Source organism: Janthinobacterium sp. BJB426, from assembly GCF_002735705.1.
Classification (GTDB): Bacteria; Pseudomonadota; Gammaproteobacteria; order Burkholderiales; family Burkholderiaceae_D; genus Janthinobacterium.
On record NZ_PDZL01000002.1, the window covers coordinates 150,106 to 172,771 of the forward strand.

General features: G+C 65.6%; 16 protein-coding genes. 12 read left to right on the forward strand and 4 right to left on the reverse strand.

Going from position 1 to position 22,666, the window contains the following annotated elements; translation table 11 throughout:
* Positions 1-134 precede the first annotated feature (134 nt).
* Genes CSQ93_RS03720 through CSQ93_RS03730 form a run of 3 tightly spaced genes read left to right on the forward strand, consistent with a single transcriptional unit; the run spans position 135 to position 4,809 of the window.
* Entirely contained in the window at positions 135-2,099 is a 1,965-nt protein-coding gene (locus tag CSQ93_RS03720; RefSeq protein ID WP_099376816.1) for a serine protein kinase, read from the forward strand.
* A 2-nt stretch (positions 2,100-2,101) separates the two neighbouring features.
* Entirely contained in the window at positions 2,102-3,292 is a 1,191-nt protein-coding gene (locus CSQ93_RS03725; RefSeq protein ID WP_099376817.1) for a DUF444 family protein, read from the forward strand.
* Positions 3,289-4,809, forward strand: a complete 1,521-nt coding sequence (locus tag CSQ93_RS03730) for a SpoVR family protein (RefSeq protein WP_099376818.1) — start codon at positions 3,289-3,291, stop codon at positions 4,807-4,809. The genes CSQ93_RS03725 and CSQ93_RS03730 overlap by 4 nt, the downstream gene beginning before the upstream one ends.
* Before the next feature lie 149 nt (positions 4,810-4,958).
* On the opposite strand, the gene CSQ93_RS03735 is transcribed toward CSQ93_RS03730, so the two are convergent.
* Both CSQ93_RS03735 and CSQ93_RS03740 read right to left on the reverse strand, forming a co-directional pair.
* Positions 4,959-6,245: an SDR family oxidoreductase gene (locus tag CSQ93_RS03735; RefSeq protein WP_099376819.1), complete on the reverse strand. Its 1,287-nt coding sequence runs from the start codon at positions 6,243-6,245 to the stop codon at positions 4,959-4,961.
* Entirely contained in the window at positions 6,245-7,561 is a 1,317-nt protein-coding gene (locus tag CSQ93_RS03740; RefSeq protein WP_099376820.1) for a nucleotide sugar dehydrogenase, read from the reverse strand. The genes CSQ93_RS03735 and CSQ93_RS03740 overlap by 1 nt, the downstream gene beginning before the upstream one ends.
* Before the next feature lie 219 nt (positions 7,562-7,780).
* Between CSQ93_RS03740 and prsT the strand changes: the two genes are divergently transcribed.
* From prsT to CSQ93_RS03755, 3 genes are read left to right on the forward strand one after another with little or no spacing between them, the layout of a single operon-like run.
* Positions 7,781-10,564, forward strand: coding sequence for an XrtA/PEP-CTERM system TPR-repeat protein PrsT (gene prsT / locus CSQ93_RS03745; RefSeq protein WP_099376821.1), 2,784 nt, complete (start codon positions 7,781-7,783; stop codon positions 10,562-10,564).
* Between the two features lie 3 nt (positions 10,565-10,567).
* Positions 10,568-13,039, forward strand: coding sequence for a hypothetical protein (locus CSQ93_RS03750; RefSeq protein WP_099376822.1), 2,472 nt, complete (start codon positions 10,568-10,570; stop codon positions 13,037-13,039).
* Positions 13,036-13,806, forward strand: coding sequence for a S1 family peptidase (locus CSQ93_RS03755; RefSeq protein ID WP_099376823.1), 771 nt, complete (start codon positions 13,036-13,038; stop codon positions 13,804-13,806). The genes CSQ93_RS03750 and CSQ93_RS03755 overlap by 4 nt, the downstream gene beginning before the upstream one ends.
* A 4-nt stretch (positions 13,807-13,810) precedes the next feature.
* Here CSQ93_RS03755 and CSQ93_RS03760 read toward each other — a convergent pair whose 3' ends face one another.
* Together CSQ93_RS03760 and CSQ93_RS03765 are read right to left on the reverse strand one after the other, a co-directional pair.
* A complete protein-coding gene (locus CSQ93_RS03760; RefSeq protein WP_099376824.1) occupies positions 13,811-14,557 on the reverse strand; it encodes an N-acyl amino acid synthase FeeM domain-containing protein in 747 nt (248 codons plus the stop codon).
* Between the two features lie 200 nt (positions 14,558-14,757).
* Positions 14,758-15,381: an XrtA/PEP-CTERM system exopolysaccharide export protein gene (locus CSQ93_RS03765; protein WP_099376825.1), complete on the reverse strand. Its 624-nt coding sequence runs from the start codon at positions 15,379-15,381 to the stop codon at positions 14,758-14,760.
* A gap of 255 nt (positions 15,382-15,636) precedes the next feature.
* Here CSQ93_RS03765 and CSQ93_RS03770 point away from each other — a divergent pair, with 255 nt between their 5' ends.
* Genes CSQ93_RS03770 through CSQ93_RS03795 form a run of 6 tightly spaced genes read left to right on the forward strand, consistent with a single transcriptional unit; the run spans position 15,637 to position 22,656 of the window.
* Entirely contained in the window at positions 15,637-17,166 is a 1,530-nt protein-coding gene (locus CSQ93_RS03770; protein WP_099376826.1) for an XrtA system polysaccharide chain length determinant, read from the forward strand.
* 18 nt (positions 17,167-17,184) lie between these two features.
* Positions 17,185-18,036: an XrtA-associated tyrosine autokinase gene (locus tag CSQ93_RS03775; protein ID WP_099376827.1), complete on the forward strand. Its 852-nt coding sequence runs from the start codon at positions 17,185-17,187 to the stop codon at positions 18,034-18,036.
* Positions 18,020-19,549 (forward strand): TIGR03016 family PEP-CTERM system-associated outer membrane protein, encoded by a 1,530-nt coding sequence (locus CSQ93_RS03780; RefSeq protein WP_099376828.1) that lies wholly within the window; start codon positions 18,020-18,022, stop codon positions 19,547-19,549. Before CSQ93_RS03775 ends, CSQ93_RS03780 begins: the two co-directional genes overlap by 17 nt.
* A 10-nt stretch (positions 19,550-19,559) precedes the next feature.
* A complete protein-coding gene (gene wecB / locus CSQ93_RS03785) occupies positions 19,560-20,720 on the forward strand; it encodes a non-hydrolyzing UDP-N-acetylglucosamine 2-epimerase (protein ID WP_099376829.1) in 1,161 nt (386 codons plus the stop codon).
* Complete coding sequence (locus CSQ93_RS03790) at positions 20,717-21,577, forward strand: XrtA system polysaccharide deacetylase (protein WP_099376830.1); 861 nt, start codon at positions 20,717-20,719, stop codon at positions 21,575-21,577. The genes wecB and CSQ93_RS03790 overlap by 4 nt, the downstream gene beginning before the upstream one ends.
* On the forward strand, positions 21,577-22,656 hold the full coding sequence (locus tag CSQ93_RS03795; RefSeq protein WP_099377127.1) for a FemAB family XrtA/PEP-CTERM system-associated protein: 1,080 nt from the start codon (positions 21,577-21,579) through the stop codon (positions 22,654-22,656). Before CSQ93_RS03790 ends, CSQ93_RS03795 begins: the two co-directional genes overlap by 1 nt.
* Positions 22,657-22,666 lie beyond the last annotated feature (10 nt).

Sequence of the window (22,666 nt, forward strand, 5' to 3'; positions counted from 1 at the left end):
TAGTTCCCTCGCCAAGGTTGAGCGAGATCAGGCGTGCGGGCAGAGGCGCCGCCGTATACTTGGCCGACAGGCTGGCACTGGGCCTGCTCCACGGCAGCAATGGTATGGATGGGGAAACAATGACGAGCCCTGATATGACACGCCACGACGACGCGCCCGCGGGCGAGCAGGCAGGCCAGCATGCGGATTTTGTGCACGGCATGGCGGCCTGGGCGGCAAAGCACCGCATCAGCCCCTGGCGCGGCAGTTTTGCCGACTTCATCGAGCAAATCCTGCCCGGCCGCGCCGCCCTGCTGACGCGCAGCGCGCACCAGTACCTGTGGGACATGATGCGCTGGAATGGCCATACGGATGACAACGGGCGCTTCCGCTGCCACCTGTTCGACGACGAGCTGTTCGGCATCGACGAGGCGATCGACCGGGTCGCCGCCTACTTCAAGGCTGCCGCCGCCGGCTCGGAAGTGGGCCGGCGCATGTTGCTGTTGCTGGGCCCGCCATCGGGCGGCAAGTCGACCATGGTGATCCTGCTCAAGCGGGGGCTGGAAGAATACAGCCACAGCAGCGAAGGCGCGCTGTACGGCATCGCCGGCTGTCCCGTGCACGAATCGCCGCTGCATCTGGTGCCGCACAGCATGCGCGCCGACTTTCGCGCCAGCTATGACGCCGAGCTGCAGGGCGAACTGTGCCCCCATTGCCGCGCCCGCCTGGAAGAACAGTACGGTGGCGACTTCCTGCGCATGCCCGTCGAGCGCATCCACCTGTCGGAAGCGGGCCGTTGCGGCATCGGCACATATGCGCCGCACGATCCCACCACCGCCGACCTGGCCGACCTGGTCGGCTCCGTCGACCTGTCGAAAGTGGCGCAATACGGCGACGAGGGCGATCCGCGCGCCTGGTCGTGGTCCGGCGCCGTGTATGCGGCCAGCCGCGGCATGCTGGAAATGATCGAAATCCTCAAGGTGAAGCGGGAATTCCTCTATTTACTCCTCACCCTGACACAGGAAAAGAATGTCAAGGTGTCGCGTTTCCCCCTGATTTACCTCGATGAAACCATCCTCGCCCACACGAATCTGGCCGAATTTCGCAAATTTCTGCAAGAAAGCGAAAACGAGGCCTTGCTCGACCGCATGGTCATCGTGCAAGTGCCCTATACGCTCAACTACCGCGAGGAGGCGCGCATTTACCGCAAGCTGATCCTGGCTGCCGCCCCCGCCTTCCGCGACGTGCACCTCGATCCCCACGTGCTGCATGCGGCGGCCGTGTTTGCCATCCTCAGCCGCTTGCCAGAGGGCGACGACAAGGAAGCCGAACTGGTCAAGAAACTGCGCATCTACGCCAACGAAGATGTGGACGACTTGCAGCCGGCCGACATCCGCCGCATGCGCGAGCGCGACAAATCGCCCGACGAGGGCCTGTCGGGCGTGTCGCCCCGTTTCGTCATCAATGCCCTGTCGCACGCCATCATTTCCGCACAGCGCAACAGCCTGTCCACCATGGACGTGCTGCTGGCCCTGAAGGACGGCATCGAGAACGATGCGCGCATCGAACCGCGGCGCAAGCGCAAGTGGGTCGATTACCTGGTGCTCACGCGCAAGGATTTCTATAACCGCTGGGTCAAGGCCGACGTGCACAAGGCCCTGTTCGTGTCGTTCGAGCAAGAAGCTCAAGACTTGCTGAACAAATACCTCGATGAAGTCGAAGCCATGCTCGACAACCGTCAGATCCGCGATCCCATCACCAGCGAAGAACGCCGTCCCGATGAGCGCTTCCTGCGCGCCGTGGAAGAAAAAATCCACATCAGCGACTCGGGCAAGCAATCGTTCCGGCAAGAAGTGGTACGCAAGGCCATGAGCGCCTTCAAACGGGGCGAGGCGTTTGGCCTGGGCAGCCATGCGCAACTGCACGACGCCATCCAGCAATATCTGTTCGAGCAGCGGCGCGACGTGCTGCGCCTCGTCGGCTCGGCCAAGCGTCCCGATGACGACGTGCGGGCGAGGATCTCCGCCGTCGAGCAGCGCCTGGTCGACGAATATGGCTATGACGCCCACAGCGCGCGTGAAGCGCTCAATTACGTGACCACCTTGCTGGCGCAGGAATAGCCATGGCCGTCGCGACCTCGCCCGCTTCCGCCGCGCCAGCCCTGGCCCGGCCGTGGTACGCGCTGTTCTCGCGCGGCGCGCGCGACTGGCTGCGCCACAACCAGAAAGTGCGCGAAGCCGTGCAGGCGCACTTGCCCGACCTGGTCGCCACGCCTGACCTGATCGGCGGGCCGCAGCAGCGCACGGTGCAAGTGCCCATGCGCCTGCTCGAACATGCGCATTTCCGCCTGGCGCCCGCGCGCAACAGCGTGGGCGCGGGCCAGGGAGACGGCCAGCCTGGCGATATCCTGCGCCCGGCCCGGCCCGCCGCCACGGGCGGGGCAGGAACGCAAGGCGAAGGCGGCGATGGCGAGGGGGCCGTGCGCCTGCTGCTCGAATTTCCCATCGACGACATACTCGACTGGCTGTGGGACGCCTTCGAATTGCCGCACCTCAAACCCCGCCACCTGGGCGCCATCGACGACGTGCGGCTCGTGCGTAGCGGCCTGGACCGGCATGGCGCCCGTTCCCGGCTGGACCGGCGGCGCACGGTCAAGGAAGCGATCAAGCGACGCGCCTTGCAAGCGCAGCCTGTGCCCTTCACCAATGATGACTTGCGTTACCGCCAGGTGCTGCCACAGCCCCGGCCCAGCACAAACGCCGTCGTGTTTTTCGTGCTGGACGTGTCGGCCAGCATGGCGCAGGCCGAGCGCAGGCTGGCCAAATCCTTCTTTTTCTTTGCCTTGCAAGGCTTGCGCCGCAGGTATGCGCGCGTGGAAACGCGCTTTATCGCCCATACGACACGGGCCTGGGAATTTTCCGAAGCCGAGTTCTTCCTGGTCAATGGCATGGGCGGCACCATGGCTTCCACCGCCTTTCGCCTGAGCCGCGAACTGCTGCAGCAACACTACGCGCCGGGTCGCTACAACGCCTACCTGTTTTATGCCTCCGATGGCGAGAATTTCAGCGAAGACCGGGGAGCTGCCAGCCAGGCCCTGGGCGAACTGGCCGCCTTGCTCAACTATATGGGCTATGTGGAAACCATCCCCGGCGTGCCGCGCAGCCTGGAAACGGAAATGCACAGCTTGTTCGCCGAGCAGGAACGGCGCGGCTTGCCCTTGCACAGCAGCATCCTCAGCAGGACCGACGACGTGTGGGAAGCCATCCGCACCTTTTTCCGGCACGAGGCGGCCGATACGGAGGAAGTCCCATGACGCAGGCTGACACAGCCGGCCTGGACGGTTACGCGGCCCGCATCGAAGCGCTGGCGCGGGAACTGGGGCTGGAGTTCGCCCCCGTCGAGTTCGAACTGGTGCCGGACAGTTTCATGGCCGAGATCGCCATCTATGGCTTGCCAGTGCGCATGCGCCACTGGTCGTTCGGCGTGCGCTATATCCACCAGCTCGTGCATCAAAAGATGGGCAACTCGCATATGTTCGAAGTCATGTTTCCCGGCGATCCTTGCCATGCCTACATGGCCGAACACAATTCCGTTGCCGAAAACACCCTCGTCACAGCGCACGTGCTGGGCCACGCCGACTTTGCCAGCCGCAATGCGCTGTTCCTGCGTTTCGGCGCCATGGCGGGCCAGCGCATCCTGGAACAAAGCGCGGCGCGGGCGCAACGTCTGGAAATGGCGCTGCAACGCCACGGACAGGAGCAGGTGGAAGCCGTGCTCGACGCGGCACTGGCGCTGGAGCAGCATGTGGATATCCACGCCGAGCTGCACCGCCCGCCATACTCCGCACCATCCGCACCATCCGTACCATCCGCACCATCCGCGCCGGCGAGCCTGGCCCGTAAGCAGGAAAGGACCGCCGTGGACGATCTTTTTGCACAACGCTACCGGCGCTTGCCCGGCGAAGCGGCCGCGCTGGCGGCGCACGAGGCGGCACGGGCACGCGTGACGCAGCGCCCGCTCTTGCCGCCGCAGCCCGAATACGATTTACTGTGGTTCATCGCGCAATATGGGCCGGAGCTGGCTGACTGGGAGCGCGACATTTTCCTCGCCGTGCGCGAAGAGTCGTTTTACTTCTATCCCGTGTACGCCTGCCAGATCATGAACGAAGGCTGGGCCTCGTACTGGCACGCGCGGCTGCTGCGCGAAGCCGACTTCCTGCCGCCGGCCCTGTATCTGTCCGCCATCAAGTCGCACTCTGACGTGGTGCGCCCCTACGCGGGCGAGCACCAGCAAGCGCTGGCCGTCAACCCCTATCACCTGGGCTTTTGCATGTGGGAACACATCATCGAGCGCGAAGGACTGGCGCGGGCGCACCAGATTTGCCGCGACGACGATGACTGCAGTTTTGTACGCAACTATCTGGACGGGGAACTGGCCGACCGCCTGGGCCTGTTCGTGCATGAAAGCCGCCGCGATGGCGAAACGCGTCTGGCCAGCCGCGACTTGCAAGCCATCCGCGAAGCCATCCTGGCGCCCAAATACAACTATGGCGCGCCGTGCATCGCCGTCACCCTGCTCAACGACGACGGCAGCTTGGTGCTCCGCCACGATCACCAGCGCGACGGGCGCGGCCTCGACCTGGAGCGGGCGGAACAGGTGCTGGCGTATATCGCCCGCATCTGGCGCCGTCCCGTCACCCTGCATACGGCCGATTTCCGCGGCACGCCCCGGATTCTTCGCAGCAAGACCGACGGCGTACCGGAGCCGCCCGCACCGGCAGCGTCATCAACAACGTCAGCAACGCCGACAGCGCCGCCCGTGCAACACTGAACGCTCACGCACGGCCAGCGTGTCCGGCCAGCGTGTACCTCGGCCTGGGCTGCCTGTTTCTCTCACTGGCCAACTGGCCGACCGGCATCTGCCTCACAGCTGGCCAACTGACCGGCTGGCACGTGCCTCTCGCCTGGCCGGCCCCGCCCTCAAGCCCGGCCCGCCTGCACCACATACCAGGCGATGGTCTGTCGCAAGCCTTGCGCCAGGTCGTGTGTGGGGGCATAACCGAGCAAGCGGGCCGCCTTGGCGATGTCGGCCTGCGAATGGCGCACGTCGCCGGCGCGAAACTCGCCATATTGCGGAGGCTGCGGCACGTGCAGCGGGCGGGCGGCAAGCAGCATCTGCTGCATGGTGGCGTGCAGCTGCGTCAGGCTGGTGCGGGCGTTGACGGCCACGTTGTAGACCTGGTTCACGGCTGCCGGATCGGCACACGTGGCGGCCAGGATATTCGCTTGCACGGCATTGTGCACGAAGCAAAAGTCGCGGCTGGTGGCGCCATCGCCATGGATGTGCACGGCCTGCCTGTCCAGCATGGCGGCGATCCAGCGGGGAATGACGGCCGCATAGGCGCCCAGCGGGTCCTGGCGCGGACCGAAGACATTGAAATAGCGCAACCCCACCGTCTGCACGGCGTAGCAGCGCGCGTACACTTGCGCATACAGTTCATTGACATACTTGCTTAGGGCATACGGCGACAGGGGCGCGCCGATGTGCTGTTCCACTTTTGGCAAGGCCGGATGGTCGCCATACGTGGCGCTGGAAGCCGCATATACGAAGCGCTGCACGCCCGCGTCGCGCGCGGCGGCCAGCATGTTGTGGAAGCCGCTGACATTGACGGCGTGGCACAGCAGCGGGTCTTCCAGCGAACGCGAGACGGACCCGAGCGCCGCCTGGTGCAGCACATAATCGACGGCGGGGCCGGCGACGGGGCCGCCCGGACCGGCACGACCGCGCCCGGCCAAGCTGCCGCTGGAGCAGCTGCTACCATCAGCCGCAGTTGCATCACCATCTTTCTCACCGTCTGTCTCACTGCCTGCCTCACCGTCTGTCTCACTGCCGGCCTCGCCGCCGTCAATGTTGCTGGCGGCCTGTACCGGTGCGCCGCACGCCCACGCGCACGCTTGCGGGTCGCGGATATCGCCTTCGATGAAGGTGAAGCGCCGCCACGCCTGTTCGCCCACGCTGGCGCGCACCAGTTCCAGGTTGTGCCGGTGGCCCGTCAGAAAATTGTCCAGGCCACGCACTTCCTGTCCCAGCTTCAGCAAGGTTTCCAGCAGGTGCGAACCGATGAAGCCGGCCACGCCCGTCACCAGCCAGCGCCGCGGCGTTTGCGCCAGTTGCGCGCAGGCTTGCGCGTAGGCGCTGGGGGCCGGGCTGCCCGCGGCGGCGCCTTGCGCCGTGTTTGCCGCCCGATCGAAGGCATCGGCCGCCATCACAGCCGCCACACGTGCAAGCCGCCATCCTCCAGCGGACGGGGGTCGAAATGCGATTTGATGTCGATGAAGCAGCCATTTTCCTGCACCTTGGCCTGGAAATCGGCCAGCGGGCGGGCCAGCAGGGCCTGGTGCGAGACGGCGCTGATGATGGCCTCGGCGCGCGGCAGCTGTTCCCAACTTTCCAGCGATAGACCGTATTCTTCCAGCGCTTCGCGGCCATCGGCGACGGGATCGTGCACATGCACCTGCACGCCGTACGATTGCAGTTCGTGGATCATGTCGACCACTTTCGAGTTGCGCAGGTCGGGGCAATTTTCCTTGAAGGTCAGGCCCAGCACGTTCACGTGCGCCCCTTTCAATTTAAAGCCCGCGCGCACCATTTCCTTGATGGTCTTTTCCGCCACGAACTTGGCCATGCCGTCGTTGATGCGGCGTCCGGCCAGGATCACGTGCGGGTGGTAACCCAGCATTTCCGCCTTGTGCGTCAGATAATAGGGGTCGACGCCGATGCAGTGGCCGCCCACCAGTCCGGGGCGGAACGGCAGGAAATTCCATTTCGTGCCCGCCGCCTGCAGCACTTCCAGCGTGTCGATGCCGACGCGGTCGAAGATGATGGCCAGCTCGTTCATCAGCGCGATATTCAGGTCGCGCTGCGTGTTTTCGATCACCTTGGCCGCCTCGGCCACCTTGATGCTCGACGCCCGGTGCACGCCCGCCTCGACCACGCCTTCGTACAGCGCTGCCACCTTGTCCAGGGTGGCGGCATCGTCGCCCGAGACCACCTTGCGGATGCTGTGCAGCGTATGGTCCCGGTCGCCGGGGTTGATGCGCTCGGGTGAAAAGCCCACATGAAAGTCTTCCTTCCAGCGCAGGCCCGAATGCTGTTCCAGGAGGGGGATGCAGATTTCTTCGGTGGCGCCCGGATACACGGTGGACTCGTAGATGACGATGGCGCCGCGCCGCATGTGGCGGCCGACGGCCGCGCTGGCGCCGGCCAGGGCGGAGAAATCGGGATTGTGCGCGCTGTCGACGGGTGTGGGCACGGCCACGACGATAAAATCGGCCAGTTGCAGCTCGGCCGGATCGCAACCGACGCTCAGCCCTTGCGCCGCCAGCAACTGTTCATGGCTGACTTCGCCTGTCGGGTCGATGTGGCGCCGGTAGCTTTCCACCTTGCGGGCCGACAAGTCAAAGCCGATCGTGCGCTGGCGCATGCCGAACGCCACGGCCAGCTGCAAGCCCACATAACCGAGTCCCACCACCGCCACCACGCCCGCCTTGCCATCTACCTTGCTATCGACTTTGCTGTCCATATGCCTGTGCTCCGAAGGGTTGCGGCCCGAGCAGCGCCGTCCGGGAAATTCTACGGTTGCCGGTTTGGCCATTCTTGAGCGGGAACAAGAAACACGGGGCGACAGCCAGCAGGCGCGCTGACAATCGGCGGCTTGTTGAGCGCAATCAAGGAGACCGGCGGCCATCTTTTTAAGCTAGGCCATGCCTATCCCTCATGCACGCCGCTACCGGAGACTCCCATGGCCCGTTCCCTGTCCCGCCCTTTCCCTGGCTTGCCGGCCGCCGCGCTGTGCTGCACCCTGCTGCTGCCACTGCTGACGGCGTGCCACGGCACGCAGAGCAGCGAGACCCTGCTGGCCGATGCGCAGCAATACCGCCAGAAAGGCGAAGCGCGGGCCGCCATCATCCAGTTGAAGAACCTGCTGCAAAAGGAGCCGGACAACGCGGCTGCGCGCCTGCTGCTGGGCAGCATCTACATCGACACGGGCGAAGCGCTGTCGGCCGAGAAAGAATTGCGCAAGGCCAAATCGCTGGGCCTGGCCTCGCAGCAAGTGCTGCCATTGCTGGGCAAGGCCTGGCTGATGCTGGGCCAGTTCGACAAGGTGCTGGCCGAGATCACGGACGATGCGGCGCAGCCCGCCAGCGTGCTGGCCCTGCGCGGCGACGCCTTGCTGGCCCAGGGCCGCCAGGACGAGGCGCGCGCCCTGTTCTCGCGCCTGCTCGAAGCCCATCCCGACCACGTCGAAGCCTTGCTGGGCCTGGCACGCCTGGCGGTGCTGCAGCAGCAGGTGACGGCGGCCGAGCTGCTCCTGGCGCAAGCGTTGAAAAGCGCGCCCGCCAACCTCGACGCATTGCGCCTGCAGGGCGACCTGCTGCGCCTGCAAGGCATGAATGGCGCGGCACGGCTCGCCTACATGCAGATCCTCAAAATCAAACCGGACAATACCCAGGCGCACATCGACCTGGCCAACCTCGACATCGTGGAAAACCGCTACCTGGAAGCGGCCGCCCAGCTGGCCACGGCGCGCAAGTCGGCGCCCAACAGCCTGGGTTTGCTGCAAGCCCAGGCGCTGCTCGATTTTCGCCAGGGCAAGCACAAAGCGGCCTTGCAAGGCTTGCAGCTGGTGCTCAAGGCGGCGCCCGATCACATGCCGTCCATCCTGCTGGCCGGCGCCGTGCAACTGGCGCTCGGCTCGCCCCCGCAGGCGGAAAACTACCTGCGGCGCTTTCTGGCCGTGTATCCCCGGCATTTATATGCCGTCAAGATGATGGCGTCGATCGAATTGATGCGCAACAAGACCGACGCGGCGATCGGCTTGCTGCAACCGATGCTGGCCGCCTTTCCCGAAGACGTGGAATTGCTGTCGCTGGCCGGCGAAGCCCACTTGCGCGCGCGCCAGTACGACAAGGCAACGGCGTATTTCGAACAGGCCAGCACCCTGGCGCCGGACACGGCCAGGCTGCACGCGGCGCTGGGCATCAGCCGCCTGGGCATGGGCGAGAACAGCCGCGCCATCAATGAACTGGAACGCGCCAGCATGCTCGACAAGAGCACGCCGCAAGCGGGCACCATGCTGGTGATGACCTTGCTGCGCAACAAGCAGAACGACAAGGCCCTGGCCAGCGTCAAGGTGATGGAGCAACAGCAGAAAGGCACGAATCCCGTGCTGCTGAATCTGAAAGGCGGCGTCTACCTGGCCTTGCGTGATGTGCCGGCTGCGCGCGCCAGCTTCGAGCAAGCCCTGAGCATGGACCCTGTGTATTTGCCCGCCCTGAACAACCTGGCGCAGATCGACCTGGTCGAGAAAAAGCCGGTGCAGGCGAAACAGCGCTTCGAAAAAGCGCTGGCGAAGGCGCCGAAAAATGCCGACCTGTGCGCGGCGCTGGCCAAGCTGGCCGCGTCAGAGGGCAAGACGGACGAGGCGCGGCGCTGGCTCGAACGCGCCCACCGCGACAATCCCGACAGCGTCGCGCCGGCCCTGCTGCTGAGTAACTTTTACCTGAAGACGGGCGCGCCCGAGAAGGCGCTGGAACTGGCGCGCACCTTGCAGGCGGGCCATCCGGGCGACGCCGATGCGCTGGCCCTGCGCGCGCAAGTGGAGTACAGCGCCGGACAGGCACTGGCCGCGCTCGACAGCTACAACAAGCTGGCCAGCATACAGACGACGTCCGCGCCCTTGCAGATGCGCATCGCCAGCCTGCACCTGGCGCTGGGCGACCAGCATAATGCGCTGCAAGCCGTCAAGCGGGCGCAAGCGCTTGACCCGGCCCTGCTGGAAGCGCGCGTGGTGGAAGTGGCGATGCTGCTGACCCTGAATCGCCATCGCGAGGCACTTGCCGTGGCGCGGCAAGTGCAGGAACAGCAGCCGAAGCTGGCGGCCGGCTACAAGCTCGAGGGCGACGTGCTGATGGAGCAAAAGCTGCCGCAGCAAGCCGTCAAGCTGTACCAGCACGCCTTCGGCATCAGCCCCATCGGCCCCTTGCAGGTGCAGCTGTATCGCGCCTTGCAGGCGTCGGGACAGGAGCGCGAAGCCGAGGCGCGCATGGTCACCTGGCTGAAAGCGCATCCGGAAGACTTGTCGACGCGCACCTATCTGGCGGGCACCCGGCTGGCAGCCAAGCAATACCGCGCCGCCATCGAGCATTTTCAGTATGTCGTCGCCAGGGATGCGGGCAACGTGGTGGCCTTGAACGACCTGGCTTGGGCGTATCAGCAGGAAAAGGATCCGCGCGCGCAGGCCACGGCCGAGCAGGCGCTGAAGCTGGCGCCCGAGAATCCCGCCGTGCTCGACACCCTGGGCTGGATCGTGCTGGAGCAAGGCGACGTCAAGCGCGCCACGGCCCTGCTGCGCAAGGCGGCGGGCCTGGCGCCGGCAGCGCCCGAAGTGCAGTACCACCTGGGTGCGGCCCTGGCGAAATCGGGCGACAAGGGCGGCGCGCGCAAGCAACTGGAACAACTGCTGGCCGCCAACAAGGACTTTCCCCAGCGGGCCGCAGCGCAGGCCCTGCTGACCCAGTTGTAGGCCATGGTTGTGCACGCGGCCATGCCCGGCGTGGCGGCGCGGCCGCTGGCCCTGCTGGCGGGCGCGGCCTGCGTGGCGGCCTTGCGTCATTATCCGCTGGGCCACGGCTGGCCCGGCCTGCTGTTTGCCATCCTGCTGCCCGCGTATTTCCTGCTGCTGTGCTGGCGTCCCGCCAGCTGGCTGTTCTGCGTGCCCGCCCTGCTGCCCGTGCTGGATCTGGCGCCGTGGACGGGCTGGTTTTTCCTCGAAGAAATCGACGTTCTGCTGTTGCTGACGCTGGCCTGCGGTTACTGGCGCCTGGGCGGGTCAGGCCAGCCGGCAGCGGCGCGGCTGTCGCCCGCTGCCCGCGCCTGTTTGCTGCTGTGCAGCCTGGCCTGGCTGGCGGCGCTGCTGCGCGGCGTCCTGCCGCTGCCGCCCCTCGACCTGAATGCCTGGGACAATTATCTGAGTCCCTACAACAGCTTGCGGCTCGGTAAAGCCTGGGCCTGGAGCATGCTGCTGCTGCCGATGCTGCTGCGCGACGCGGACCCTGCCGCCTTGCGCCGCTACGCGTTGCCGGGCATGCTAGCCGGGCTGGCCATGGTGTCGCTGTTTGCCCTGTGGGAACGGGCCGTGTTTCCCGGCCTGCTGAACCTGTCCAGCGATTACCGCATCACGGCGCCATTTTCCGCCATGCACACGGGCGGCGCCGCGCTGGACGGTTACCTGGCCCTGAGTTTGCCGTTCGCCGGCCTGTGGCTGGCGCACGCGCGCGGCCGCTGGCAGGCGGCCCTGGCCTTGCTGCTGCTGGGCCTGGCCCTGCACGCGGCGTTCACCACCTTTTCACGGGGCCTGTACGCGGCCCTGGCGGCGGCCATGCTGCCGGTATTCTGGCAGGCCCTGCGGACGGCGCCCGGTGCGGCGCGGCAATCGCCCGGCCAGCCGTCCTGGCGCAAACTTTTACTCAAGCTGTTGCTGGCCGGCCTCGGTACCGCCCTGCTCCTATATATGTTCAACCTGGCAGGCTACCGGGGCCTGATCGCCGCCGTCGTCCTGCTCGCGGCCAGCTTCGTGCTGGCGGCGCGGCCCTTGCCATGGCGCCTGGCGCCGGCCAGCCTGCTGTGCGCGCTGTGCCTGCAAGGCTTGCTGGCCGCCTGGTGGCCGGAGCCGATTGGCCAGCACACGGCAGGCTGGCTGAAAGGCCCCTATTTTTTGTTCCTGCTGGCCGCCGTGCTGCTGGCGGGCGCGTTGTGGCCGAGTAAGACGAGCGGAAAAGGGGCAGCCAGACTGGGCCTGGCGATGATGGCGTGGACCATGCTGGCATGCAATCTCGCCTGGATAGGCTGGCACTGGGCGGGACCGCCGGCCCTGCTGCCGGCCGGCCTGGTCGTGCTGCTGGCCATGCTGATGCTCTGCAACGGACGTTTGCGCCCGCCGCTGTGGCGGCTGGACCGGGCCAGCCTCAGCCTCGCGGGCGCGGCCGGCATCCTGTTGCTGCTGGCCATCCCCGTGTCGGCCAGCTATTACGCCACCGAACGTTTCGCCACCACCGCCTTCGACATGCAGGGCCGCTTGCGTCACTGGCGGCAAGCGCTGGCCATGCAGCCGCCCAACTGGGGCGACCGCCTGTTCGGCATGGGCAGCGGCAGCTTTCCCGCCACCTATTACTGGCACAATCCCCAGCGCGAGGTGCCGGCCAGCATCGCCTATGCCGAAGAAGGCGGCAACCTGGGAAACCGCTATGTGCGCCTGGCCAGTCCCGGCTATGGCGCCGGCTATGGCGAACTGCTGCGGCTGCTGCAACGCGTGCCCGTGCAGCCGGCCACGCGCTACACCCTGTCGCTCGACGTGCGCAGGACGGGACCCATGCCCGTGCTGCTGGTGCGCCTGTGCCAGCGGCAATTGCTGTATGCGCAAGGCTGCGTGCCTGTCCCCCTGCGTCTGCGTCCTCCGGCACCGGGTAATCCGGTGGAGGCCTGGCAACACTATGACGTGCCGTTCGACAGCGCCTGGCTGGGTGCGGGCCGCTGGCTGCTGAGGCCGCCCGTGCAGCTGGAACTGGCGGCCAGCGGCACGGCCACCTCGTCCGTGCTCGAAGTGGACAATGTCAGCTTGCGCGCGCCCGGTGGCGAGGAGCTGATCGCCAACGGACGCTTTACCCAGGCCAATAATTACTGGTTTTTCAGCAGCGACCACCATCACTTGCCGTGGCATATCAAGAACCTGGCGCTGCATGTGCTGGTGGAAACGGGCTGGTGCGGCGCCCTGTCCCTGCTGGCCCTGCTGACCCTGGCCGGCCTGCGCCTGCTGCGCCGCGCCGCGCGGGGCGATCCGGGCGCGCTGGCTTGCGCCGCCGCGCTGCTGGGTTTTCTCGTCGTCGGCCTGTTCGACAGCCTGCTTGACGTGCCGCGCCTCGCCCTGCTGTGCTATCTGATGCTGCTGTGCGCGCTGCTGCAGCCCGTGCCACCTCCTCCCGTCGAAAGTACGCCGCCATGAAAGCCTTGCTCTCCGCCTTGCTGTCCTGCCTTGCCTTGCTGTTCGCCAGCGCGCCGTGCCGCGCCGATGCGCCACTGGCGCACACCATTGCGCGCGTGAAACCGTCCATCGTCGGCGTGGGCAACCTGCAAAAGACGCGCACGCCGCCGATGAATTTCATCGGCACGGGTTTCGTGACGGGCGACGGCTTAAGCGTGCTCACTTGCGCCCACGTGATCCAGAAACTGCTCGACGCCAATCCGAACGAAGTCATCGGCATACTCACGGGCCAGGGCGAGGTGGCGCAATTTCGCCCCGCCAAGGTCCAGGCGCTGGACACGGAACACGACCTGGCCTTGCTGCGACTGGCGGGCGCGCCCCTGCCCGCCCTGGCGCTGGGCGACGCGGCCACGGTGCGCGAAGGCCAGGCCATGGCGTTTACGGGGTTTCCGCTGGGTACCTTGCTGGGGCTGCACCACGTGACGCACCGCGCCACCGTGTCATCGCTGACGCCGGTGGTCATGCCCAGCGAAAATGCGCAGCGCCTCGACGTACGGCGCCTGGCGCAGCTGCAAAAGGCGCCGTACACCGTGTTCCAGCTGGACGCGACGGCGTATCCGGGCAGCAGCGGCAGCCCCCTGTTCGATCCCGAGACCGGTCTCGTCTACGGCATCGTCAACATGGTGTACATCAAGGGCCTGAAGGAAGCGGCCCTCAGCGCACCGAGCGGCATCACTTACGCAATTCCGGGCAGCTACATGCAGGCGCTCCTGCTGAAAAACCCATGAGTCATCAGTTGCGCCCCTGCCTCAGCCGATCCGTAATGCCAGGCTCATCCCATGTCGGAAAAAAAAAGGGGTAAAACGACCGTTCACCCCCATGCTGTTCCATCAGGCCACCGTATTTGCGGATCTGGGCCCCCATGTAATCGAGGTCCAGCCGTAGCAGCACAGCCGGCGCCCCCACGCGCGTGCACTCGCGCTCGCCGCCGAAGTCCTGGAATCCCAGCATGCGCTTGTAAAACACCACGTGGCGCGGGTTGACTTCGATCACGTAATCCGTAAAGCCGTGAATATTGTGGGCATAGATATAAGAGATATGAATCAGCGCCGCAAATACGCGCTTGCTCACGCCCTTGTCGATGGCCAGGCGCGACGGTTCGCACAGGCGGCGGCCCTGCTCGCGCAGGATGTCGAGCTTGTCGCGGAAGTTTTCATCGGCGGGCAAGCCTGTCTCGTCATTGTCGAGGCACAGGGTCATGGTGCCGACGGTGCTGCCGGCCGTTTCCGCAAACAGCGTGATCTTGTTCAGGGCATGCGCGATGCCAGGATCGACGGCATAGCCACGCCAGCCGTACATCTTGCGGATCAGCAAACTGGCCGCCTCGCGCCGGCCGCGCGAATTGGCCATGCGGATATGAAAGCGCTGCAGGTCGAGCTCGTGCTCCATGGCCGGGTCGATCTGCCCCTCGCCCACCACCAGGTCGCTGAAAGTACCGGGCGTGTCGAAGGAAATAATGGGTTCATCTTCAAAGCTCATCTTGTCCTCACGTTCATCGGCCGCCGTCGAGACGGACTGAAGCCAATGCCTTGTGACAAGAAAAAAACTGGAGAAGTTCCCACGCCAGGCAAAAAAAACAGAAGAAATGTGCTATTCAGTAGCAAAATTGCATGCTGAAATTTGCCTGCAAGTACAAAATGTCAAATAAAAATGCTGTTTTGATATTGCCGAGGCCGCTATTAAAAAAAACTTTCCGGTATCAATAACACGTCGCCCGGCCGCATCATGACATTCGCGGAAATATCGCCGTCTTTCAATAAATCGTCGAGCCGCACGCGCAGCTGCTGCTGGTTGCCTTCGCGCATGCGGATGATGCTGGCCTTGTTGCCTGCCGCGAAATCGGTGATGCCGCCCACGGCGATGAGCACATCCATCAGCGACATGCCCAGGCGGTACGGCAGCGCCTGCGGCTTGGCCGCCTCGCCGATGACGCGGATCTGCTCGCCATACGGGCCCGAGAAATTGGTGACGATGACCGTCACCACAGGCTGCTGGATGAACTTGCCCAGGGCTTGCTCGATGTCACGCGCCAGCTGGGTCGACGTCTTGCCGCTGGCGGGCAAATCCTCGACCAGCGGCGTGGTGATCTTGCCATCGGGCCGCACGGCCACCGTCAGCGACACTTCCGGATTGCGCCAGACGATGATGTTGACGGAGTCGCCCGGTCCGATCAGGTAGTCGTGCATGGGCGCGCTGTCGTCGGAAGGGGCCAGCGGATGGGTCGTGCGGCAGGCGCCCAGCAGGCCGGCGGCAATGGCCAGGCCCAGCGTGTTACGGACAAATGCACGGCGAAACGGATTCATGCGGAGCCTCTTCGAGTCGATGGCGCATCCATGGCCGGCCCCGCAGAACCAGCCTGGGCCGCGAACTTCCTATGATTATTAAAACTTGGCAAGAGAACCTTGAGGCGTATCAAGAAGCAATCATCTTGGGAAATCTTGCCTCACAGCCGCCCTATACTTTGCTTACTCAACAGGCAAGCATTTCTTGCAAGATGCCGTCGTTGTCCGCGCCGCCAAGCCATCTACCGTGCAGCACCGTCATCCGAAGGAAGCGACATGGAGCAATTGATACAGCAACTGCTTTCCAGCCTGAAAGGCATCTGGAAGTACCGCTGGCATGCGGTGCTGGTGGCGTGGCTGGTGGCCATCGCCGGCTTCATCCGGGTGATTACCCTGCCCGACGACTTCCAGACCTCGGCGCGCGTGTTTGTCGATACGCAAACCATCCTCAAGCCGCTGATGGCCGGCATGACCAGCGTGCCGAACACGGAACAGCAAGTGGCCATCATGAGCCGCACCCTGCTCAGCCGCCCGAACGTGGAGCGCGTCATGCGCATGGTCGACCTCGACCTCGATTCGAAGACCGCGCGCGAACACGAGGCCCAGCTGGACGACTTGATGAGCCGGATCAAGATCACGGGCACCAACGCGTATGACATCTATACCATCAGCTACAGCGGGCGCGACCCGAAGCTGGTGCGCGACGTCGTGCAAAGCCTGCTCACCATCTTTGTCGAAGGCAGTTTCCAGGGTAAAAAGGGCGATTCGCAAAAGGCCGTGCAATTCATCGACGAGCAGATCAGGAATTACGAGGACAAGCTGAGCGCGGCGGAAAACCTGGTGAAGGAATTCAAGATCCGCAACAACCTGCTGCTGCCGCGCCAGGGCATCGACTATGGCAGCCAGCTGCTGATGTCGTCCGATAGCCTGAACAATGCCAAGCTGGAACTGGTCGAGGCGGAACAATCGCGCAAGGCCATCCAGAGCCAGATCGAGGGCGACGAGCCCGTGCTCGACCTGGAGCCGAACGCGGCGGCCATCACGAATCCCGAACTCGACGAGCGCATCGCCTCGATCAACAAGAACCTCGACAGCCTGCGCATGCAATTTACGGAATTGCATCCCGACATTATCGCCTCGAAGCGCCTGGTGGCCCAGCTGGAAGAACGCAAGATCGAGGAAAGCAAGCTGAAAGCGGCCTCCGGCGACCCGGGCAAGAACTACAGCCCCATGTTGCAGCAACTGAAGGTGGCGCTGACGGACGCGGACGCCAAGGTGGCCGCCATCAAGGCCCGCGTGCAGGAATACAGCGCGCGCAACGATCGCCTGCTGGCGCAAAGCAATGCCGTGCCCGAGGTGGAATCGCAACTTGCGCAGCTCAACCGCGACTACGTCATCAACAAGGAAAACTATGAAAAGCTGATCGGCCGGCGCGAAGCGGCCAAGCTGTCGGGCGAGCTCAGTTCCACTACCGAAATGATGGCCTTCAAGATCATCGATCCGCCCACGGTGCAATATGCGCCTGTCGGCCCGAACCGCCCGCTGCTGTTCAGTGCGGCGCTGGGCGCGGCCCTGGTGGCCGGCGTCGCCACGGCCTTGCTCATCAGCCAGGTACGCCCCACCTTCCTCAGCCCCGCCGAACTGCGCGACGCCACGGGCTTGAACGTGCTGGGCACGGTATCGATGAACTGGACGGCGCTGCAGCAGGTGCGCCGCCGCCGCGCCCGCTACGGCTTTGGCGCCTGCCTGGGCAGCCTGTTCGTGCTGTACGGCGGGGTCATGACGGCCGCGCTGCTGAAATTCTAGATCCGGGGGGGAGCGACGATGAGCAGCAAGGACAGCGGCAAGCAGGAACCCACGATCCTGGGTGTGGCCGAGGCCGGCGTGCCCTATGATGCGACGGGTGCGGCGGGTGCGGCGGGTGCGGATGGCGCTGACGCGGCCAGGTCGCCGCAATACCGCCCGCTGAACCTGGCCCGTCTGGCCGAACAGGGCATGCTCACGCAGGAAGGCGGACGCAGCTCGGTGGCCGAGGATTTCCGCATCATCAAGCGCCCGCTGCTGCGCCAGGCCCGCGCCAGCGGCGCCGAGGCCATCCGCCACGGCAACCTGATCGTCGTCACCAGCGCCATGCCGGGCGAAGGCAAGACATATTGCGCCGTCAACCTGGCCATGAGCATCGCCATGGAAATGGATATCACGGTGCTGCTGGTCGACGCGGATGTGGCGCGCCCGTCCGTGCTGAAAGTGCTGGGCCTGGCACCGGAGCCGGGGCTGATGGACGTGCTGCTCGACCCGCAACTGGCCATGGGCGACGTGATCCTGAAAACCAACGTGGCCAACCTGAGCATCCTGCCCGCCGGGCGCAGCAACAAGCACGCGACGGAATTGCTGGCCAGCCGCGCCATGAGCCGCTTGCTGGCGGAAATTGCCAGCCGCTATGGCGACCGCGTCGTCGTCTTCGATTCGCCGCCCCTGCTGATCACCAGCGAAGCGCACGCGCTGGTCGGGCAGATGGGGCAAGTGGTGATGGTGGTCGAGGCGGAAACGACGACGCAGCACGCCGTCAAGGAAGCGCTGCGCCAGATCGAGTCGTGCGAACACATACATTTGATCTACAACAAGACCAAATCGTTCCCCGGCAACGACTACTACGGCTATGGCTATTACGATTAGCGGCCGGGTTTCGCTGCCGCTGCTGCCGTTGCTGTCCCTGCTGATGCCCCTGCCGGCCGGCGCCGTCGACTGGCTGGTGAAGCCGTCGCTGCGCCTGCGCGAAAGCTATACGGACAATGCCTTGCGCGCGCCGCCCGGCCAGGCGCAAGCGGACTTCATCACGGAAATCGCGCCCGCCATCGCCCTCATCGGCACAGGTCCCCGCCTGCGCGTGCACCTCGATTACAGCTGGCGCAAATACCTGTCCGGACAGCGTGCCGACACGGACAACCACGAACTGCACGCCTCGGCCGACGCCGAGCTGCTCAAGGACTGGTTCTTCATCGATGCGGACGCCAGCGTCAGCCGGCGCAACGTCTCGCCATTCGGCCCGCAACTGATCGACGACCTGCCCGACACGGACAATGCCAGCACCGTGCGCACCACCGGCATCAGCCCCTACCTGCGCCACCGTTTCCGCGGCCTTGCCACGGCCGAGCTGCGCTACACGCGCAACACGGTCGACAGCGGCGGCGACCTGCTGTCGATGCACAGCGATGAGCTGGAATTACTGCTCGGCGGCGAGCCGCGCGGCAAGGGCTGGACCTGGAACGCCAGCCACGACGTGCGCCGCACGCAGGACAGCAAGCTGGCCCCCGTGCGCATGCAGCGCAGCAGCGTAGGCCTGCGCTATCCGTTCAGCAGCAAATGGGCGGCCACGGCCAGCGGCGGCATGGAAAAGGAAGGCTATATCTCGACTTCCGGCAAGGCACCGGCGGGCCGCTTCTGGTCGCTGGGCGGCGTGTGGACGCCGTCGCCGCGCACCAGCGTGGCCTTCAGCACGGGCAAGCGCTTCTTTGGCACCACCTACAGCCTGGATGCCACGTTCCTGCAGCGCCATACCAACTGGCAACTCAGTTACAGCGAAAACATCACCACCATGCCGACGCAGTTTTCGCGCCTGGGCGACCGCGATGCGGGCCGGCTGCTCGATCAATTATGGCGCGGCATCTTCCCGAATGCCCGCGACCGGCGCCTGCGCATCGATGCCTTCCTGCGCTACGCCAACAGCCTGGGGCCGGAACGGGGCGCCATCAATTACTTCAGCCACCGCTATTTCCTGCAAAAACAGCTGAAACTGACGATGGCGCGCGCCACGGCGAAAAGCACGATGATCGTCGGCGTCACGGCTGTCGACCGCACGGCGCAAACGGCCAGCGGCGTCGACAGCGGCTTGCTGCCCGGCGTGGAGTTCGGCAGCGAAGACCGCACGCGCCAGATCGGCGGCAACGTGGGCTGGAACTGGCAAGCCAATTCCCGCACCAGCCTGAATGTCAATGCCGGCTACGCCGGCGTGCGTTCGCTGAGCGCGCCCCGGCGCGACAACAACATCACCGTGACGGCTGGCTACACGCGCATCCTGCAGCCGAACATGACGGCCAGCATCGACGTACGGCATACACGGCACGCCAGCAACCGCGGCGGAGACTACCGCGAAAACGGCGTCAGCGCCACGCTCACCATGCAATTCTAAGGAGCCCGCAATGTCCGACCCCTCGCTTTCCGCCGCCGCGCCGGCGCACCTGCTGTGCGTGGTGGCCGCGCGCCCCAACCTGATGAAGATGGCGCCCATCCTGGCCGCCATGGCCCGCCAGGCGAGCGCCGTGCGCGTGACCTTGCTGCATACCGGCCAGCATTACGACACGGCCATGAACGCACAGCTGTTTATGGACCTGGAGCTGCGCCCGCCCGACATCTGCCTCGACGTCGGCTCCGGCAACCATGCGCAGCAGACGGCCGAGATCATGCGCCGCTTCGACGCCGTGCTCGACGCGCAGCCGCCGCTGGCGCCCGATGCCGTGCTGGTGGTGGGCGACGTCAATTCCACCCTCGCGTGCGCGCTGGTGGCGGCCAAGCGCGGCACGCCCGTGATCCATGTCGAGGCGGGCCTGCGCAGCGGCGACCGGCGCATGCCCGAGGAAATCAACCGCGTGCTGACGGACCAGTTATCAAGCCTGCTGCTGACCAGCGAGGAAGGCGCGCGCGCCAACCTGCTGCGCGAAGGCATCGCGCCCGAACGCATCCATTTTACGGGCAACGTCATGATCGACAGCCTGCGGCAGCAGCTGCCGCGCGCCGTAACGCCCGCCGCCACCCTGCGCACCCACGGCCACGCCTGCCCGCCCGCGTACGGCCTGCTGACCCTGCACCGCCCCTCGAACGTGGATGACCCGGCGCAGCTCGAAGCCCTGCTGCAGGCGCTGGGACAATTGTCAGTCCGGCTGCCGCTGCTGTTTCCCATCCACCCGCGCACCCTGGCTGGCTTGCGCCTGGCGGGCCTGGAACCGCTGCTGGCGCGGCATGCCATCGCCTGCCTGCCGCCGCTGGGCTACCTGGAAATGCTGGGCCTGATGCAGGACGCCCGCCTGGTGCTGACGGATTCGGGCGGCGTGCAGGAAGAAAGCACGGCCCTGGGCGTGCCCTGCCTGACCTTGCGCGACAATACGGAGCGGCCTATCACCGTCAGCGCTGGCACGAATACCCTGGCCGGCACGCAGCCGGCCGCCATTCTGGCGCTGGCGCGGGGCATCCTGGACACGGGCGGCAAGCGCGGCCGCCTCCCGCCCCTGTGGGATGGCCACGCGGCCGAGCGCATCGCCGCCGTCATCGCACCCTGGCTGGCGGCGCGCCGGGGGGCGCCATGACGCCGCCGCCTTCCTCTTTGATATTGCGCAATGCGCTCACCATCGACGTGGAAGACTATTTCCAGGTGTCCGCCTTCGCGCCGCACATCGCGCGCGCCGACTGGCCCCGCCTGGAATGCCGGGTCGAGGCGAATATCGAGCGCATCCTGTTGCTGCTGGAAAGCCGCCGCATCCACGCCACCTTTTTTACCCTGGGCTGGATCGCCGAGCGCTATCCGGCCATGCTGCGCCGTATCGCGGCGGCCGGGCACGAAGTGGCCAGCCACGGCTATGCGCACCTGCGCGCCTGCGACCAGTCGGCCGCGCAATTCGCCGACGATGTGCGCCACAGCAAGACCATCCTCGAGCAGATAACGGGGCTGGCCGTGCACGGCTACCGGGCGCCCAGCTTTTCCATCGGCGCGGCCAATCTGTGGGCCTTCGACGTGCTGCAGGAAGCGGGCTACCGCTACAGTTCCAGCATCTACCCGATCCGCCACGACCACTACGGCATGCCGGATTCCCCCCGCTTCGGCTGGCGGCCGCGGGGAGCGCACGGCGTGCTGGAATTGCCCGTCAGCACAGTACGCTTGCGCGGGCGCAACCTGCCGGCCGGCGGCGGCGGCTATTTTCGATTGATGCCGTATGCACTGTCGCGCTGGCTTTTGCGACGCATCAATTCGCGCGACGGGCAAGCTGGCATATTCTATTTTCATCCCTGGGAACTCGATCCCGGCCAGCCGCGCCCGACGGGCTTGAGCGCCAGGACGCGCTTTCGCCACTACCTGAACCTGGGGTGCATGGAAGCGCGGCTGGGGCGCTTGACGCGCGATTTCTCCTGGGACCGCATGGACCGTATTTTTCTGGAAAGCACATGATGCACGAGGCCAGCCTTGCTCCCGACCCGCTACAGTCCCGCGCCGCCATCGCCGTGCGGTCTATGCAGGGGCACGAGCATGCGCGCTGGGATGCCTTTGTCGACACGTGCCCGGAAGCGACCTTCTTTCACCGGGCCGGCTGGCAAACCATCATGCAGCAAGGTTTTAACCACGACAGCTATTTTTTGTACGCGGAACAGCACGGGCGTATCGCCGGCGTGCTGCCGCTGGCCCATGTGCGCAGCCGTTTGTTCGGTTCGGCCCTCGTCTCGCTGCCGTTTTGCGTGTACGGCGGCATGGCCGGCGGCAGCGCGGCCGTGCGACTGGCCCTCGACGACGCGGCACTGGCGCTGGCCCGGCGCCTCGGCGTGGGGCACCTGGAATACCGCTGGCGCGAAGTGGACGAAAATCCGGCTTCGCCCTGGCTGCAAAAAACCCTGTACGCGACCTTCCGCCGCCCCTTGCTGCCCGATGCGGAACAGAATCTGCTGGCCATTCCCCGCAAGCAGCGCGCCGTCGTGCGCAAGGCCATGGCTGGCGGCCTGCACAGCGCCGTTGATTATGACCTCCACCATTTTTACCCGATCTACGCGGCCAGTGTGCACCGACTCGGCACGCCCGTCTTCGCGCGCCGCCATTTTGCCATGCTGCGCACGGTGTTTGGCGACGCCTGCCAGATCCTCACCGTGTACCACGGCCAGCAGGCGCAAGCGAGCGTGCTGCTGTTCTATTTCCGCGATGAAGTATTGCCATATTACGGTGGCGGCAGCGTGCTGGCGCGCAGCACGGGCGCCAACGACTTCATGTACTGGGAAGCGATGCGCCGCGCCTGCGCGCACGGCTACCGCCTGTTCGATTTCGGCCGCAGCAAGCTCGGTACCGGGGCATACGATTTCAAGAAGAACTGGGGTTTTACGCCGCAGCCGCTGCCGTACGCCTACCAGCTCGTGCGCGCCAGGGCCTTGCCGGAAGTCAATCCACTGAATCCGAAATACGCGCTGTTCATCCGCGCCTGGCGCCGCCTGCCGCTGCCGCTGGCCAACCTGCTGGGGCCGCACATCGTGCGGCAACTGGGCTAAGCAAGGGGAC